Annotated in this window: 17 protein-coding genes; 12 read left to right on the forward strand and 5 right to left on the reverse strand. The window is 40.9% G+C overall.

What is annotated here, in order from left to right; translation table 11 throughout:
- Window positions 1-73: 73 nt before the first annotated feature.
- From AC6JAD_RS05570 to AC6JAD_RS05590, 5 genes are read right to left on the reverse strand one after another with little or no spacing between them, the layout of a single operon-like run.
- Entirely contained in the window at window positions 74-2,329 is a 2,256-nt protein-coding gene (locus AC6JAD_RS05570) for a DUF5916 domain-containing protein (RefSeq protein WP_461302130.1), read from the reverse strand.
- Between the two features lie 12 nt (window positions 2,330-2,341).
- The gene (locus AC6JAD_RS05575; RefSeq protein ID WP_461302129.1) at window positions 2,342-3,454 is read right to left on the reverse strand and encodes a DUF2911 domain-containing protein; all 1,113 of its coding nucleotides are present in this window, start codon (window positions 3,452-3,454) and stop codon (window positions 2,342-2,344) included.
- Between the two features lie 22 nt (window positions 3,455-3,476).
- Complete coding sequence (locus tag AC6JAD_RS05580) at window positions 3,477-4,046, reverse strand: hypothetical protein (protein ID WP_461302128.1); 570 nt, start codon at window positions 4,044-4,046, stop codon at window positions 3,477-3,479.
- A gap of 45 nt (window positions 4,047-4,091) precedes the next feature.
- Window positions 4,092-4,610: a hypothetical protein gene (locus tag AC6JAD_RS05585; RefSeq protein ID WP_461302127.1), complete on the reverse strand. Its 519-nt coding sequence runs from the start codon at window positions 4,608-4,610 to the stop codon at window positions 4,092-4,094.
- A gap of 58 nt (window positions 4,611-4,668) precedes the next feature.
- Complete coding sequence (locus tag AC6JAD_RS05590) at window positions 4,669-5,376, reverse strand: hypothetical protein (RefSeq protein ID WP_461302126.1); 708 nt, start codon at window positions 5,374-5,376, stop codon at window positions 4,669-4,671.
- Window positions 5,377-5,585: 209 nt separating this feature from the next.
- Between AC6JAD_RS05590 and AC6JAD_RS05595 the strand changes: the two genes are divergently transcribed.
- From AC6JAD_RS05595 to AC6JAD_RS05650, 12 genes are all read left to right on the forward strand, one after another.
- Complete coding sequence (locus tag AC6JAD_RS05595; protein WP_461302125.1) at window positions 5,586-6,764, forward strand: molybdopterin molybdotransferase MoeA; 1,179 nt, start codon at window positions 5,586-5,588, stop codon at window positions 6,762-6,764.
- A 6-nt stretch (window positions 6,765-6,770) separates the two neighbouring features.
- Window positions 6,771-7,109 (forward strand): winged helix-turn-helix domain-containing protein, encoded by a 339-nt coding sequence (locus AC6JAD_RS05600; protein WP_461302124.1) that lies wholly within the window; start codon window positions 6,771-6,773, stop codon window positions 7,107-7,109.
- Window positions 7,106-7,849 carry a sulfite exporter TauE/SafE family protein gene (locus AC6JAD_RS05605; protein ID WP_461302123.1) on the forward strand — a complete coding sequence of 248 codons (744 nt, stop codon included), beginning with the start codon at window positions 7,106-7,108 and terminating at the stop codon, window positions 7,847-7,849. The genes AC6JAD_RS05600 and AC6JAD_RS05605 overlap by 4 nt, the downstream gene beginning before the upstream one ends.
- 2 nt (window positions 7,850-7,851) lie before the next feature.
- Complete coding sequence (mobA, locus tag AC6JAD_RS05610; RefSeq protein WP_461302122.1) at window positions 7,852-8,436, forward strand: molybdenum cofactor guanylyltransferase; 585 nt, start codon at window positions 7,852-7,854, stop codon at window positions 8,434-8,436.
- Between the two features lie 10 nt (window positions 8,437-8,446).
- Window positions 8,447-8,653, forward strand: coding sequence for a MoaD/ThiS family protein (locus tag AC6JAD_RS05615; protein ID WP_461302121.1), 207 nt, complete (start codon window positions 8,447-8,449; stop codon window positions 8,651-8,653).
- A gap of 33 nt (window positions 8,654-8,686) precedes the next feature.
- Entirely contained in the window at window positions 8,687-9,748 is a 1,062-nt protein-coding gene (locus AC6JAD_RS05620) for a ThiF family adenylyltransferase (protein WP_461302120.1), read from the forward strand.
- The gene (locus AC6JAD_RS05625; protein ID WP_461302119.1) at window positions 9,735-10,178 is read left to right on the forward strand and encodes a molybdenum cofactor biosynthesis protein MoaE; all 444 of its coding nucleotides are present in this window, start codon (window positions 9,735-9,737) and stop codon (window positions 10,176-10,178) included. Before AC6JAD_RS05620 ends, AC6JAD_RS05625 begins: the two co-directional genes overlap by 14 nt.
- A gap of 35 nt (window positions 10,179-10,213) precedes the next feature.
- Window positions 10,214-11,128: a bifunctional molybdenum cofactor biosynthesis protein MoaC/MoaB gene (moaCB, locus tag AC6JAD_RS05630; protein ID WP_461302118.1), complete on the forward strand. Its 915-nt coding sequence runs from the start codon at window positions 10,214-10,216 to the stop codon at window positions 11,126-11,128.
- Window positions 11,125-12,132, forward strand: coding sequence for a GTP 3',8-cyclase MoaA (gene moaA, locus AC6JAD_RS05635; RefSeq protein ID WP_461302117.1), 1,008 nt, complete (start codon window positions 11,125-11,127; stop codon window positions 12,130-12,132). Before moaCB ends, moaA begins: the two co-directional genes overlap by 4 nt.
- 68 nt (window positions 12,133-12,200) lie before the next feature.
- Window positions 12,201-13,868, forward strand: a complete 1,668-nt coding sequence (locus tag AC6JAD_RS05640; RefSeq protein WP_461302116.1) for a formate--tetrahydrofolate ligase — start codon at window positions 12,201-12,203, stop codon at window positions 13,866-13,868.
- Window positions 13,869-13,931: 63 nt separating this feature from the next.
- A complete protein-coding gene (gene fdhD, locus AC6JAD_RS05645) occupies window positions 13,932-14,768 on the forward strand; it encodes a formate dehydrogenase accessory sulfurtransferase FdhD (RefSeq protein ID WP_461302115.1) in 837 nt (278 codons plus the stop codon).
- 9 nt (window positions 14,769-14,777) lie between these two features.
- Window positions 14,778-16,430: an NADH-ubiquinone oxidoreductase-F iron-sulfur binding region domain-containing protein gene (locus tag AC6JAD_RS05650; protein ID WP_461302114.1), complete on the forward strand. Its 1,653-nt coding sequence runs from the start codon at window positions 14,778-14,780 to the stop codon at window positions 16,428-16,430.
- The last annotated feature ends 8 nt before the right edge of the window (window positions 16,431-16,438 follow it).

Consider the following 16,438-nt stretch of genomic DNA (forward strand, 5'->3'; position numbering starts at 1 on the left):
CAAGAAACAACACTGTCGATTTTTTTTAACCTAAAAAGAGAATTGGGAAAGGGATTGATCATCATGTAAATCATTAATAAATTAAGGTTTTGGAAAACTTTAAAATCACAACCTGATCCTGGGTAAAAGGAGCCCGAGGGCTTAACATGTCCCTATCCAGATTTGCATTGTGATTGTATACCAGAAAGAAGTCTGTTCCTTCTATAGGGTTGTATCTATACCTTAGGTTAATCCCTAATTGATCATTCCGTGTATCGTATTGAAAATAACTATTTAAATTACTTTTGGACGAGAAGTTAAGTTTCAATCTTGAGAAATAGCGGCTAAGATTTACTTTGTCTGAAACCCCATTTGCAAATTCACTGGGAAAACTCAAGCTATTATAAGCACCACCGATCTCAGCAGAAAGAGTTTTGTTGAAATCATAGGAAAGTCTATAGGAAAACGTGAACCGGTTGCCATCGTAGAATTTACCAATCAATGTATTTACATTTAGTTGATACTGCCTTGCATTACCGGTAGAGAACCTAGGTTCGACATTCCACATTTCGTAGGCTCCCTTCGATACTATAATCCCTTCTGCTATTTCCCAATCTTCATAGAGATTGTCTTTCTGATAGACTGGTGCAAATAGCGTAAATCGATAACCCTTTTTATGCACGGCGTTCAAGTAAATATTTGTTTGGAAGAACTCGTTTTGCCCAGTTGAAGATACCCAGAACTTATTAAAGTAGTGTCCAACAGATAGGTGTCTTAGGAATGTAGCCCTTGTGTAGGTTCTTCTCCATCCATTGTTCAAAGTGAGTCTTTGGGTATTGGGCCGTTCCACAAAGCCTAGTTCGGGATTAAAGTGTTCGGTATATTCCCTGAAGCGGTAATTGAGACCAAAGCCGTTGGCCCTAAACGTGTTGATCTCAGCACCATACATGGGTTTCCAATTGCCCGTTTCCTTGTCGAAGGTGGTCCCTATCGTAAACCACGTTCTCACGGTATTTGATAGGTTTATGTTGGTATCGAATGCTACAAGGTGATTATTGGACTCACTGCCAATCTTATTGGTATTGATCATGCCAATATTACTGCCCAGTGCCCCGAAATTCCTTCGCAACCGTAAGACACTCATATTATTGGATGAAACCAAACCTTGGACTTTTTGGGTTTGCAGATCCATAAAACCATATTGCCACTTCGAATTGCTTCCTGTAAATCGAAGGCCCCCAATGATTGGAACCGATTGTCCTTCTTCAATGCCAATGGCCCTAGAATTAAATAGCCTATGGTCGAACTGGTTAGAGTTAAACAAATCGGCATTTTCGAGAAAGAATAAACGCTTCTCTGGTAGAAGGATGGGAAATCTTGAAATATTGATAATCCGATCATCGGATTCCACCTCTGCAAAATCGGTATTGAATGTAACGTCCAAAGTGTGATTGGCGCTTGGTTTGTACTTTAGGTCAATACCTATATTGCTTCCCAATTTGTCCAGTGTTTCATTTTTGAAGTACTGTTTGCGTTCCAACACCGAGACTTCACTTTCATACGCAATTCCTTCTCCATTCAGGGTATTTTGATGAATCAAGCTAGCCTTGGTATATGGAGTAACGTAAAGGGGTTTGGACGAAGGAAGGTCTTTAAATTTTACCTCAACAGAGTTGTTGAAGTTATACGTGGGCTGCGTAACATCTGCGTTGATCAGTGGCGTTATGACCAATTCATTTTTCAGCTTGTATTTGGCAACCACTCGAATTCGCATGACATTCTCGGAGGCTTTATGAAATCTTAATGATGAAAACGGAATACGAATTTCGGAAGTCCAACCACGATCATTTACCTGAGACCTGGTATCCCAGAAGGTATTCCAGGAGGTGTTGAATTCTTCTCCATTCCTGCTCACCTCCAAATCTTGGCGCGTCCCCAACGGGTTCACCCTAAACACCAACACATTGATCTTATCGTTGTAGGTGTCTATATGAAACTCTACATAATCATCCCTGTCCTGAGGAGCATCACGCTCTAAGGTAGTAGCAAAAAGGTCCTGTGTGTTTTCATACACATTATTCACACCGAAATACATAAACCGCTCGTCATACATTAGACTTACTTCAAGATTTTCGGTAGATAACATCCCGATATTAGGTTCGATCTGTTTGAAATTGGTCAATGTTAAGGCACTCTTCCATTCCGGTTCATGTAACACACCATCTAACCGAAAAGTTCCTGAAGTTCTATGGATTTCCTCTACGGTTTGAGCAACCAACAAACTGTGCAATAAAGTAACACATATGACACATATCCCTCTTACCACTCCAATTCTTCGATCGTTCCCCATCGAGTTTTATAACTATTGTTTAAATACGTTTCTCTCACTTTGCACTCGATCTTTATCCTTTTGTGTTTGTGCCAAAACAAGTGCTTTATTAAAATGCCGTATCGCCTCATCGAATTTTCCCATCCATCCATAAACCCTTCCCTTCAGCATCATGGCTTGGAAGGAATTGGGATAATACTTTAAAGCTTTTTCAAACAATGTAATTGCTTTTTCCGCGCTGTTATGATGACCTAACGCTTCTCTCCCCACATACAAGTACATCCGTTCATTGCCTAAGGCTTTGGCTTCATTGAAGAGTTTTTCCGCTTCAACAGTACTACCCAAGGATTCTAGGATTAATGCCTTCTGATATACATTTTCAAATCGACGTTCATAGCTAATGGATCTATCTACCATTTTCAGGGCTTTATCCAAATGAATATCATGTAGCCAAAGATAAAATGCTGCTTCCCGATTACCCCGCCATGAAAATCTAGGCAAGGTTCTTAGCTCATCTTCAATAACTGCTAAAGTGGTAGCCACTTCATCAACCGCAACTGTGAATGTAACTTTTGTATCTGCCCATGTTAAAGTTATATGGGTACTATTATCGCTTATAGTTCGAAAATCATATTTCAGATATTCCTGATGCTCACTATTTTCTGGCACCACGCTAACTCTTAGGGCATCTTCACTTTCATCGAAATAAAAACTCCCCCACTGCGTATTATTTTTGGAAAAAATAATCGTCCATTCATCCTTATTCGGAATTATATGAAGACCATATATACCAGATTCTAATGGTTGACCATTTATGGTTACATCATCTTGAAAGCTAATGGTCGTCGATTCATTTGCCCCTGCCCTCCAAACACTTCCATAGGGGATTAAAGTCCCAAAAATTATCCTGTTTCTAACGGCGGGTCTGTGGTACTTTATGCTAATTTCTGTTATCCCGATAGTGTTCGTTATTTGGGCGAGCTTGCTTGTCTCGGGATATGTTATATTATCGTTAGTAATGATTTTTCGGTATTCCCATTGGCCATAAACTGTAAAGGTTAGTAGAAAGCAAAAAGCGCTCAGAGTTATCCGCCTTTGCTTCCTCATTGAAATTCCCATAATGCAACCCTCATTTATTCTCATCATTTATTCCCAGTTCTATTGCCATTTATTTGTCCCTCACCGCCTTGGCATCCCCTCCACTACTTCCGGGTATCCACTTGCCGTTAATGAATGTTTTGGTAATCCAGTCAATTGAATTATCGGAGGTGCGGATGAAAGTTTCCCTATACAAGCGGGTCCAACCCGCTACTTCCGGATGAGGAATGGTTTTATCTCCTACGGGGTAATGCACGGTATATTCCCTTTGAACTGTATTTCCATCCAAAATTCTATACTCACCTTCAAATAACATGTTACCATCTATCTGAAATTCTAACCACATTAATTTATTTGTTGTTGGGTTATAGGTAATAATCCCCTCAGAAAACATTATGGTGTCGTTCTTGGCGTAAATCCCAGTTCTTGAATGGATCACCCTTTTTTCAGAGCCCCACTCAAAATCGATGACCTTGAGGTCTTTATACTTTGGGTTTTTAACGATGAAAGGCTCATCCTCCGGTATGCTCCATGTCCCCATATAAAATTCGAGTTGTTCGAGTGGATTTTCCTGAGCAAATGTTAATCCGGTCATTAAGTAAAGCATCAGTAAAAGCCAAATTGTTCGTTTATTTTTCATTTCGTTAGAATTTGGCAGGAATGGAATTCAGGTTAAAGGATCAAATTAGAATTTCCTGGTCCATTTCTGACTTGGTTGTTTTATCCAATCTTTTGTCGTTGGGTTAAAAATTTCTGATTCTGAAATCATCGTATTTTCATCGATAAAATAATGGCGGTCCCTATGCCTTTCGGATCCTCCATTATTATACATAAGTTCAAATTCCGACTTTCTTGTGTCGTTCTCGGAAAAAACGGAAGAGGCTACCGCGAACCCAAAGTTGCTCCTTTGAATGAAAACAACCTCACCACTGCTTGGGTTGATGAATTCGTTAATTTTCCAAAAGACGATCTTTTCACCGTGACCATTTAGGCCTAAGATGGTCCCGGTCAAACCTCCTATTTCATCCAAATAAAACTCAATAATGAAATGGGAAAAATCATCCTTATTCTTAGGATCAAACTTTTCATTCTTGTTCCACCAAACGCCCCCGTTTTTAGTAATCTTTTGAAAAAATGATCGAGCATTATGAATATTCGGCCGTTCGGTTTGGGCAAGAACGCTTTTTGAACCCAGAAAGCTCATCGAAATAAATACTATTAAAAACACGCGACGCATTGAACTCAATTTCGTTCTTAAAAATCTAGTTGGAAGGAGGCGCTAATCGCTTAAGCCATGGGGCAACCCAATGCTCGTTCATATAGCCTATATCCGCTGGACTTCTATTCTGAATTTGTTCAAATTCCTTTTTTGCCTTTTCCAAAAGTGAAATAGCCGCTATGATGGAGCTTAAATCATTGTTGCTTCGAGAGGCCAAACCGGTTCCTGCAAGAACCATCAATACAGGGTTATTTATGTCCAGTTTTATCCCTTTGTTTAATTCTGAAAGCTGCAGTTCTGCAAAATGTTTTACTTTCTCCTGCTCTTTTAGACCTTCATAAGCATAGCGCTTCAAGGTGTAAATCAATGTTTGAAGTGCATGAAAATATGGCTTAAAGCATGGGAGCGATCCCTTTGAATAGATCTTATTGGCTTCGTCTAAAAATTCCTGCGCCTTGTTTAGTTCTTCAAGGCTTTCCTTAATTTCTTCCCGTTGATTGGACAATTGTGTTGTAATATAAGATGCCCAAAAAGGGGCTATCCAATTGGAGGGGTCTCTTTTATTGATATCGGACAACATGCGAACCGCTCTTTCAGGTTCATCGATTGTATCCCATTTCCAAAATAGTTTAACGGCATCTTCCGTTTCCTTGAGCTGTTTCTTATTAAGAATTTCGGAAGCAATGCAATCATTTTGTGCGGTGCCACCCACATAGGAAATCAAACAAATAATCAGGACAATTCTTTTCATTATATATGTTTAGGGATATACAATTACCAAAGGTTGTCCAGCACTTGAAAAGTTTTTATTTGAACCTACGCGATTTTTATTTGAATCGCTCTATTTAACCTGATTCGCAAAATCACATATATGAGAGTCTTGCAGAGCCCGACAATCTTAACTCTCCTTATTTTTCTTTCTGAAATAATCGTTATATTTGATAGGATATAACGACTGCTATGATCTCCATACAAGAAGCCCTTCAGATTATTGAAGACAATGTGTTTCCTACATCGCAGGTAGAAACTAAAAAAGTTTCCGATGCGGTAGGATATGTCCTGGCTGAATCTGTTGAATCTCCTATTAACATGCCACCCTTCAGGCAGTCTGCTATGGACGGATACGCTCTTCATCTTCATGAAATAAGCACCTACACGCTTGTTGGTGAAATTAAAGCTGGCGATCCTCAAAACCCTATTCTTAAAAAGGGAGAAGCCGTTCGGATTTTTACGGGGGCCGCTGTACCCAACACTGCCAATGCTGTTATAATGCAGGAAAAGGTTTCGGTTAATGACCGAAAAATAACGATAGAAGAAACCATAGCTCCCAACAAGAACATCCGCCCATTGGGAGAACAAGTAAAAAAAGGGGCAATAGCTTTGGCGAAAGGGACACCTCTTTCTGCAGCGGGTATCGGTTTTCTAACTTCCTTGGGAATAACAGAGGTGAAGGTGTATAAAAAACCTTCTATCACCGTAGTGACTACTGGCAATGAACTTAAAAAGGCTGGGGAACCGCTGAGTCAAGGGCAAATTTATGAAAGCAATGCAACCATGTTGGTAGCTGCCCTACACAGTTTGGGACATAAAACAATCACGATCAATAAAGTTGCAGATGATTACAAGGAAACCCTTTCCGTTTTGAAGGATTCCATAGGTTCCAGTGATTTGGTAATTATTACTGGGGGGATATCGGTTGGTGATTATGATTTTGTAGGGAAGGCCTTGAATGCAATCGGGGTCGAACAATTATTTTATAAAGTGGTGCAAAAACCCGGTAAACCGCTTTTCTTTGGAAAAAGGGCCGAGACATTTGTTTTTGCCCTTCCTGGAAACCCTGCCGCAGCACTCACTTGTTTTACAATCTATGTGCGCATTGCGATGCAGCGAATGTCTGGGAACCTCAGCTTCTCATTGATAAGAACAGTAGAAAAACTTGCAGTTTCTTTCAATAGAAAAGGGGATCGTCCACAATTTCTAAAGGCAAGTTTTAAAAATGGTGTGGTCACCATTCTAGATGGACAAAGCTCCGCAATGCTGCAGACTTTTGCCTTGGCCAATGCATTGGTGTATGCGCCAGAAGAGATGGTTGAAATGGAAAAAGGTGACTTGGTAGAAGTGATACATTTATCTAACTGATATATTATGAGTTTAAAAATTAGAAGTAGAATTTGGATTGAGGCAAATGACCATGTATTCTTAGGAGAAGGAAGGGTCCGACTTTTAAAGGCAATCGATGAAACGGGTTCCCTTTCCAAAGCCGCCAAAACTTTGAAAATGTCTTACAAAAAGGCATGGAACCTTATCGATTCTGTCAATAAATCAACAGAAAGGCCAGTCCTAATAACAAGCATCGGTGGGAAAAATGGCGGTGGTGCAGAACTCACTCCATATGGAAAAGCGTTAATCTCAACCTTTGAGGAAATTAACCAAGGTTGCTGGGATTATTTAGACACCCAACTTCAAAAATTAGAAAATTTATGATGAATGATATCATAGCCATTTGGCCTTTTTTGGTCATCCTTCCTGTCGTCGCCTTCTTGTACGCAAGTGTTGGCCATGGTGGTGCGAGTGGATATTTGGCTTTGATGGCAATTTTTTCGTTTGCGCCAGAGGTAATGAAATCAACTGCATTGCTCCTGAACCTCTTTGTGGCGGCCATTGCCTTTGTTCATTATTATCGAGCGGGGTATTTCAATAAAAAGCTTTTCCTATCATTTGCCATAGCATCGGTTCCCCTGGCTTTTTTAGGGGGAATGATAGAAGTAGATGCTTCCATTTATAAAAAGATCTTGGGAGTCTTACTGATCTTTGCCATACTAAAAATGCTGAATGTATTTGGCAAAGAAAGTTCCATTATTCGTGAGGTAAAGGTTTGGCAGGGTCTTTTAGTGGGCGGCCTTATTGGTTTCTTTTCTGGACTTATAGGTATTGGGGGTGGCATTATATTGAGCCCGGTTATCTTATTACTGCATTGGGGCAAAATGAAAGAAGCCGCGGCCGTTTCTGCCCTCTTCATTTGGGTGAATTCTGGTGCAGGACTCATTGGGCAATTCAGCAATGGAGTTCGTCTTTCATCTTTATCATTGGTTTTAGTGGGAATTGCCATTCTAGGTGGTTTCTTTGGAAGTTACGTAGGCAGTAAAAAATTGAATAATAAACACCTGAGACATCTATTGGCCATCGTGCTCATTGTTGCATCGTTTAAATTATTTGTCACCTAAAAATGAACAGCAGCGAACATATCACAGGTATTATCCTAGCCGGAGGCAAGAGCAAACGCATGGGACATGATAAGGCATTACTGCCATTTAAGGGCAAGCCGTTTTTGCAACACATTATCGATGCCCTGAAGCCCTTGGTGAATGACATCATAATTGTTAGTGATCGCACGGAATACGATCAGTTTGGTGAAAGGCGGGTAGACGACCTTGTGAAAAACGCGGGGCCCTTGGCTGGTCTATATTCTGGGTTATACCATACGGAAACAGAAAATAATATTGTGGTGAGCTGTGATGTCCCATTGTTGAAACCCTCACTGTTACAACGGCTAATTACCGAAAACGAAACTGAATACGATGCCGTCCAGTTTCAAATTGAAGATAAAACAATGCCCCTAATTGCCATGTATAAAAAGAGATGTATGCATTCGTGCTACCATTTGTTGGAATCAGGGGAAAGACGATTAAGGGTATTCGTTATAGGACTGAACACCCATACAATAGTTCTGGATGAAGTCACTGCAATCCAAGCAACAAATGTGAATACAAAAAAGGACCTAAAACAACTTAAAAGTGAATTTGACAATTAAATATTTTGGCATGTTAGTCGAGGTAACACAATGCGAAGAGGAAACTTTTCCATTTTCACAGGAACAAGTTTCAGACTTATTGAAGGCTTTGTACATGAAGTATCCTGAATTGAAGAAAAAGGACTTTCAAGTAGCCCAAAACAACCAAATTATAAATAAAGAAAGCGTTATAACCCATACGGAAATTGCATTATTACCTCCATTTGCTGGAGGATGATTTATAGTGAAAAGATATAGTAGACATATTATCATGCCAGAAATTGGCCAGGAAGGTCAGGATAAATTATCCCGTGCCAAGGTATTGGTTATAGGGGCCGGTGGCTTAGGATGCCCCATACTACAATACCTAACTGCCGCTGGAGTGGGAACAATTGGGGTAGTAGATTTCGATCAGGTAGAAACCTCCAATTTGCAGCGACAAGTGTTATTTGGAGTATCGGATTTGGGAAAGAACAAAGCGCTCGTAGCCAAGGAACATCTTTTAAAGCTAAACGACACGATTGCCATTCATGCTTATCCATACCAACTCACCTATCAAAATGCACTAGATCTTTTTTTAGAATACGATATCATTGTCGATGGTTCCGATAACTTTCCAACAAGGTATTTGGTAAATGATGCCAGCGTCATAACTGGAAAGCCTTTGGTTTATGGTGCCATTTTCAAATTTGAAGGACAGGTTACCGTGTTTAATTATAAAAATGGCCCTAGTTATCGGTGCCTATTCCCTAACCCTCCCGACCAAGGCACAATTCCAAATTGTTCCGAAATAGGAGTGTTGGGCGTGCTTCCAGGTATTATTGGGAGTATGCAGGCCAATGAAGTATTAAAAATCATTCTCGGCTTAGGAACGGTTTTAAGCGGGACACTTCTGCTGTATAATACATTGACTACACAAACCAACAAGCTGAGCATTGAGCGATCCGAAACCGAAATAGAAAAGATTAGGGCCCAATCCACTACTTTTCGGGATATGAAGATGCCATTTTATTGTGATGCGGACGTACATGATCCGAATATCAAGGAATTATTGTTATATAGCAATATCCAAATTATAGATGTACGTGAATATGACGAAAGCCCAAAAGTAGTTCATCATGGGCTACTTCAAATCCCATTGGGCGAAATCCCCCTTCGACTCCAAGAATTGGATCCCCAAAAGAGAAAGGTCTTCTTTTGTGCATCGGGGGTTCGAAGTGCAAAGGCAGTGGCTCTATTACAAGAGCAAGGCTTGTCCTATTGCTATACTATTAAAGGCGGGGTGCAAACCCTTTTGGATCACTTAAAAAATAAGGAACATGAAAGAGCGTAAACCTAAAAACGTATTTAAAGAAGGTGCCATTCCTTCAGAATTCATTGGCCATTCCATTGCCAAGCACCAATCGAAAACAACCATTGGGGCGCACAATATTTTTCTGGGCCAAGTACGGGCCGATGAGATAGATGGCAAAAAAGTAAAGGCCATTCAGTATACGGCCTATGAAGATATGGCTAATGAGAAATTTCATGAAATTCGGGAAGCGACTTTCGAAAAGTTCAATTTAACCTGCATGCATATCTATCACAGTTTAGGCGAGGTGAAAGTAGGGGAAATATGTATGTTCATTTTTGTGTCGTCTCCAAGAAGAAAAGAAGTCTTCAAGGCGATCCAATATGTAGTAGAAGAGGTAAAAGCCAAAGTCCCCATCTTCGGAAAAGAAGTTTTTGAAGATGCTTCGCACCAATGGAAAGTGAATTCGTAATGTCGAATTAATTAACAAGAAAACTATTAAACCTTATGGTAGACATCACCCATAAAACAAGTACCCTGCGCATTGCAACCGCACAGGCCATTGTAAAGGTAAGTGCGCCCGGAACCATAGCCGCCATAAAAAATGGAACCGTTCCCAAAGGGGATGTTTTTGCCATGAGCAAGGCTGCCGGTCTATTGGGGGTGAAGAAAACCCCAGATTTGCTTCCAGACTGCCATCCCTTACCCATAGAGTTCACGGGAATTGAATACGAAATAAATGATTTGGAAATAACGGTGCTCTGCACCATAAAAACCATTTACAAAACCGGAGTGGAAGTGGAAGCCATGCATGGCGCTAGTATAGTGGCCTTGAACATGTATGATATGCTAAAGCCCATTGATAAGGGCGTCGAGATTCACCAAATTAAACTATTAAATAAAAAGGGTGGAAAGTCCGATTTTAAAGATCGGTTTAGAAAGGACATTACGGCCGCTGTTATTGTTTGCTCCGATACTATCTCGGCAGGACAAAAAGAGGATAAGGCTGGAAAGGCCATTATTGAAAAATTGGAATCATGCGATGTGGTGGTCTCGGAATATGTTATCATTCCAGATGAAAGAGAGACTATTCAGCAAAAGGCCAAACAATACAAAGAACAGGGGATCGACCTAATCATTTATACAGGGGGAACAGGTCTTTCGTCCCGCGATGTGACGCCTGAAGCCCTACTTCCTTTAATTGATAGACGTATTCCGGGAATTGAGGAAGCCATACGGTCCTATGGACAAAACAGAATGCCATATGCCATGCTTTCCAGAAGTGTTGCCGGAGCTTTCGGAGATAGCCTTTTATTGGCACTACCCGGATCTACTAATGGAGCGAAGGAATCCATGGATGCCGTTTTTCCCCCTCTACTCCACCTATTTAGGATTTTTAAAGGAGCAAGACACGATTCATGAGTAAAGATGTAAACATATTGCAAGACACTTTTGGAAGAAAGCACGCCTACCTAAGGATATCACTTACGGAGCGTTGCAACCTGCGTTGCACCTATTGCATGCCCGCAGATGGAATTGCACTTTCACCAAAATCGCACCTCATGAATTTTGAGGAGATTTATACCATTGCCAAAACATTTGTGGATCATGGTGTAAACAAAATTAGGATTACTGGAGGGGAACCCCTTGTGCGCAAGGATGCATCAGTCATTCTGGAAAAGTTGGCAACATTACCCGCAGAATTGGCCATTACCACCAATGCCGTTTCCGTAGATCGGTTTATAGAAACCTTTAAAAAATGTGGGATACAGAGTATTAATGTCAGTCTCGATTCCCTTGATTCAAAAAAATTCAAGCAGATCACACGACGCGATTATTTCGATAGAACCTACAAAAACATTCTCCATCTTATCGCTGAAGGTTTCAAGGTAAAGTTGAATGCAGTCCTCATGAAAGGCTTTAATGATAATGAAATTATCGATTTTGTTCACTTTACCGAAAACCAATCCGTCACAGTTCGTTTTATAGAATTCATGCCTTTCGATGGCAATAAGTGGAATTTGGAAAAGACCGTGTCATACCAAGAAGTAATGAACAAGGTACATTCCCATTTTCCCGAAGATCGTGTCATTCGTCTACAAGATGCTCCAAATGACACCTCCAAAAATTATAAAATTGAAGGATATGAAGGGTCCTTTGCCATTATTAGTTCTGTGACAAATCCATTTTGCGATTCCTGCAATAGATTGAGACTTACTGCCAATGGACATCTTAAAAACTGTCTTTTCTCTGCTTCGGAATCCGATTTGCTCACTCCGTTGCGAGAAGGAAAATCGATTGAGCCAATTATTCAAAAAGCAGTACAAGCCAAACTCAAAATCCGTGGAGGAATGGATACTATGGAAAAGCTCCAAAATCCAGATCTTCATGGGAAAAACAGGAGCATGATTGCCATTGGAGGCTAAAACATTGGACAATTAGGTTAAAATTCAAAATAATATAGCTAATATTATAGGTCGAAAACGTTATCGATATGACCGACCAAGAGATTGCCAAGCAAGTTGAATTAAAACACATCAACTCAATTGCCCAAAAACTAGGGTTGAATCCCGATGATTTGGAATTGTACGGCAAACACAAAGCAAAACTACCGCATTCCATTATTGACATGGACAAAGTGCAACAGAGCAACTTAGTCCTAGTAACCGCTATTTCGCCCACTCCAGCAGGAGAGGGAAAAACGACCATGTCCATTGGACTGTCCGAAGGATTAAACCAATTGGGGAAACAAACCACTGTAGTTCTTAGGGAGCCCTCTTTGGGACCTGTTTTTGGAATAAAAGGAGGAGCCACAGGAGGTGGGCATTCACAAGTTCTCCCTATGGAAGATATCAATCTTCATTTTACGGGAGACTTTTCCGCGATAGAAAAAGCACATAATCTGCTTTCCGCAGTTATTGACAACAACATACAGAGCAAAACCAATTCGCTAGGAATTGATGCCAGAACCGTTACTTGGAAACGTGTTATGGATATGAATGATCGGGCTCTGCGTAACATTATCGTAGGTCTTGGCGGAACAACTTCTGGCGTGCCCAGGGAAACTGGGTTCGATATTACAGCAGCATCAGAAATCATGGCCATATTGTGTTTGGCAGATGATATGGAAGATCTTAAGCGCCGTTTGGGTAATATCTTTATAGGTTACACTTTTACTAAGGAGCCCGTATATGCCCGTCAGTTAAAAGTTGAAGGTGCTATGGCCGCTCTTCTTAAAGAAGCGATTAAACCTAATTTGGTGCAAACCATAGAAGGGAATCCAGCCATTATCCACGGAGGTCCTTTTGCCAATATTGCACAAGGAACCAACTCTGTAATTGCCACAAGAATGGGAATGTCATTGTCGGATTATACGGTAACGGAAGCTGGTTTTGGAGCCGATTTAGGGGCCGAAAAATTTCTGGATATTAAATGCCAGAGCGCTGGGTTATCTCCTAAAGCAGTGGTCATAACCACTACCATTAGAGCCTTAAAGTATCATGGTGGAGCCGATTTGAAAGAGTTGACCACACCTAATGTGGAGGCCTTGCGTACCGGACTTCCCAACCTAGAGAAGCATCTTGAAAATGTACAAGGGTTTGGCATTACCCCCATTATTTCCATTAACCGATTTGTATCGGACAGCGATGATGAAATAGCACTTATTAAGGAGTTTGCAGAAAGCAAAGGAGTGCGCGTTGCACTTGCTGAAGTATGGGCTAAAGGAGGTAAAGGTGCTTTAGAATTGGCCCAACATGTGGTTGATGTAGTCGAAGCCTGTAATTCTAAATTCACTCCAACCTATACTTGGGATATGGATGTTATGGCAAAAATTGAAGCCGTAGCGACAAAAATTTACGGAGCCAAAAATGTGGAGTATTCTGCATTGGCCAAAAAGAACTTGCGTACCATCGCGGATCTGGGACTTGAAAAATTACCCGTCTGTATTGCCAAGACACAGAAATCCCTTTCAGACAACCCCAAACTAATTGGTAGACCCAAAGATTTTACCATTACAATTCGAGAAATCGAAATTGCCGCTGGAGCTGGGTTTTTGGTCCCCATTTCGGGCAATATGATGCGTATGCCCGGACTTCCCGCACACCCTGCTTCTGAGAATATTAGCATAGATAACCACGGTAATATCACGGGGCTTTTTTAACAACTTGGAAGCGAATTTTCCACTAAATTTGTGTAAAACCCTATATATCAGCATACCACAATAATGGCCACAAGAAAATATCAAGGCAGAAAATACGAAGGACAAAGTGCAAAAGACATTTTTGATTCCTTGAATATTGAAGAAGCCTTGCAAATAAATATCAACGACTCCCCTTTTACGGTGTCCATGCGGACGCCCGGAGATGATATTTCATTGGTTCGTGGTTTACTGCATTCCGAGGGGATCATAAAAAGCAAGGACTTCATTCCAGATGTGGTATTGAAAAAGGAAAATGAAGATGGAATTGTGACCATTGTAAATGTCGCGATCCCGGAAGAAGAGCTGGGCGAAGGTTATTCCAATAGCCGAAGCTTACTATCTGTTTCTTCGTGTGGTATCTGTGGAAAGACAGAATTGGGAGATCTCTCCTTTATGGGAAGCATCCTAGATGATACCGAAAAAATAGACATGGCACTTATGCCTGTACTTTTTGAAAAAATGAATACCCAGCAGTATGATTTTAAGCAATCTGGTGGCACCCATGCAGCAGCAGCTTTTACATTGGATGGAGAGCTCCTGTATGCCATGGAAGATATTGGAAGGCATAATGCCGTAGATAAGGTCATTGGCAAGCTTATTCTGTCGAAGCAATTGGGCAAAGCAAAAGTCCTTACCGTAAGTGGTCGGATTTCCTATGAAATTGTGGTGAAGTGCTTTAAGGGAAAAATGCCGTTTTTAGCGGCGGTCTCTGCACCCTCATCCTTGGCGGTAGATTATGCCAAAGAACTGGGAATTACCATATTCGGATTTTGCCGGGACAATAGGGCTACCTGTTATTCACATGCCCAACGTACCCGAATCAATAAATCAATAAAGAATCTCGATACGAAAGCGAGCTAAACAAAATACATGTCAGATAATTTAAGTGAACTATTAGGTAGAAGAGGACTGGACGAAAATCTTTTCGATAAAATGGGTGTGCTTGCCAAACCCAGCGGAGCCCCAAGTGAAGAAGAACTGGCCATTCTAGCCGATGAATTCCTGGTAGGGAAGGCCAATGTCTTTGGAACCACCACCTTTTACGATTTTCTAAAGCCCGAAAACAAAGGGAAAAAGGTTTATGTCTGCAATGGTACCGCTTGTTTGTGCGCTGGCACCCAGGAAGATGTAAATACTACCTTGAAAAATCATTTTAAGGAAGAAGAGATTGGCCATATGACCTGTTTGGGAAGGTGCCATGAAAACAGTGCGTTTCATTACCAAGGAAAAAACTACTCGGGAGCTGCCCTTGGAAACCTTGACGACATTATTAATGATACTGACCATCTCAATCAAGATAAATATCATGTTACCGCAAGTGGAAAGGCCATATTAACGACTCCATTTACCCACATCTCCGATTACTATAAACCCTTATTAGAAGCTCTTAAAAAAGACTCGGTAGATGTGCTCGAAGAAATAAAAACCTCCAATGTACGGGGTCGTGGTGGTGCGGGCTTTCCAATGGGATTAAAATTGGAGTTCTGCCGAAAAGTGGAAAATCCAACCAAATTCATCATTTGCAATGCGGATGAAGGAGACCCAGGAGCATATTCAGATCGCTACCTACTGGAGGAACGTCCTCATTCGGTATTATTCGGAATGTTGATTTCTGGATATGTAACCCATGCGAGTTACGGAATACTCTACATACGTGCAGAATACCCTGAAGCAGTAGAAATTGTTCAAAACGCCATCAATGAATTAAAGGACCATGGTCTTATTGGAAAGAATATAGATGGCAGCGGTTTCGATTTCGATTTTAAGATCATTCAAGCACAAGGTTCCTATATTTGTGGAGAGGAAACTGCCTTAATTTCTTCCATCGAAGGACAACGTCCCGAAGTTCGGGTTCGACCTCCCTACCCTGCCCAAAAAGGGCTTTTCAATAAGCCTACCGTTGTAAATAATGTAGAGACCCTTGCAGCGCTTCATTTTATTATGGAAAATGGAGGGAGCGCCTGGAAGCAAATTGGTACAGAACGTTCTTCTGGCACCAAGTTAGTGTGTCTGGATAGTTTCTTTAACCGACCCGGTATGTACGAAGTGGAAATGGGAACTCCATTGGCCACCGTTGTACATGAGTTGGGAGGTGGATTTAAAACCCCTGTAAAAGCACTTCAAATTGGAGGGCCTTTAGGAGGATTGGTTCCTGTTTCAAAAATTGATGACCTATCGGTCGATTTTGAATCTTTCGCCAATGAAGGATTTCTATTGGGCCATGCATCTGTGGTAAGTGTTCCAGAGAGTTTCCCAATAATGAAATTTATTGAGCATCTTTTCGACTTCGCAGCTTACGAAAGTTGTGGGAAATGTTTTCCATGTAGATTAGGGACTAAAAGAGGGCACGAACTTTCAACAAAAGCATTGACCTCGGATTACAAAATAGATAGAAAATTGTTTAACGATTTGCTCACTACCCTAGAGCAAGGATCGTTATGCGCCCATGGTGGAGGGATACCCTTACCTATAAAAAATGCGCTGCATTATTTTGAGGATGAACTAAAAGCATTCTTCAACTAAATTTGATG

It is taken from the genome of Aureisphaera sp., assembly GCF_059726885.1.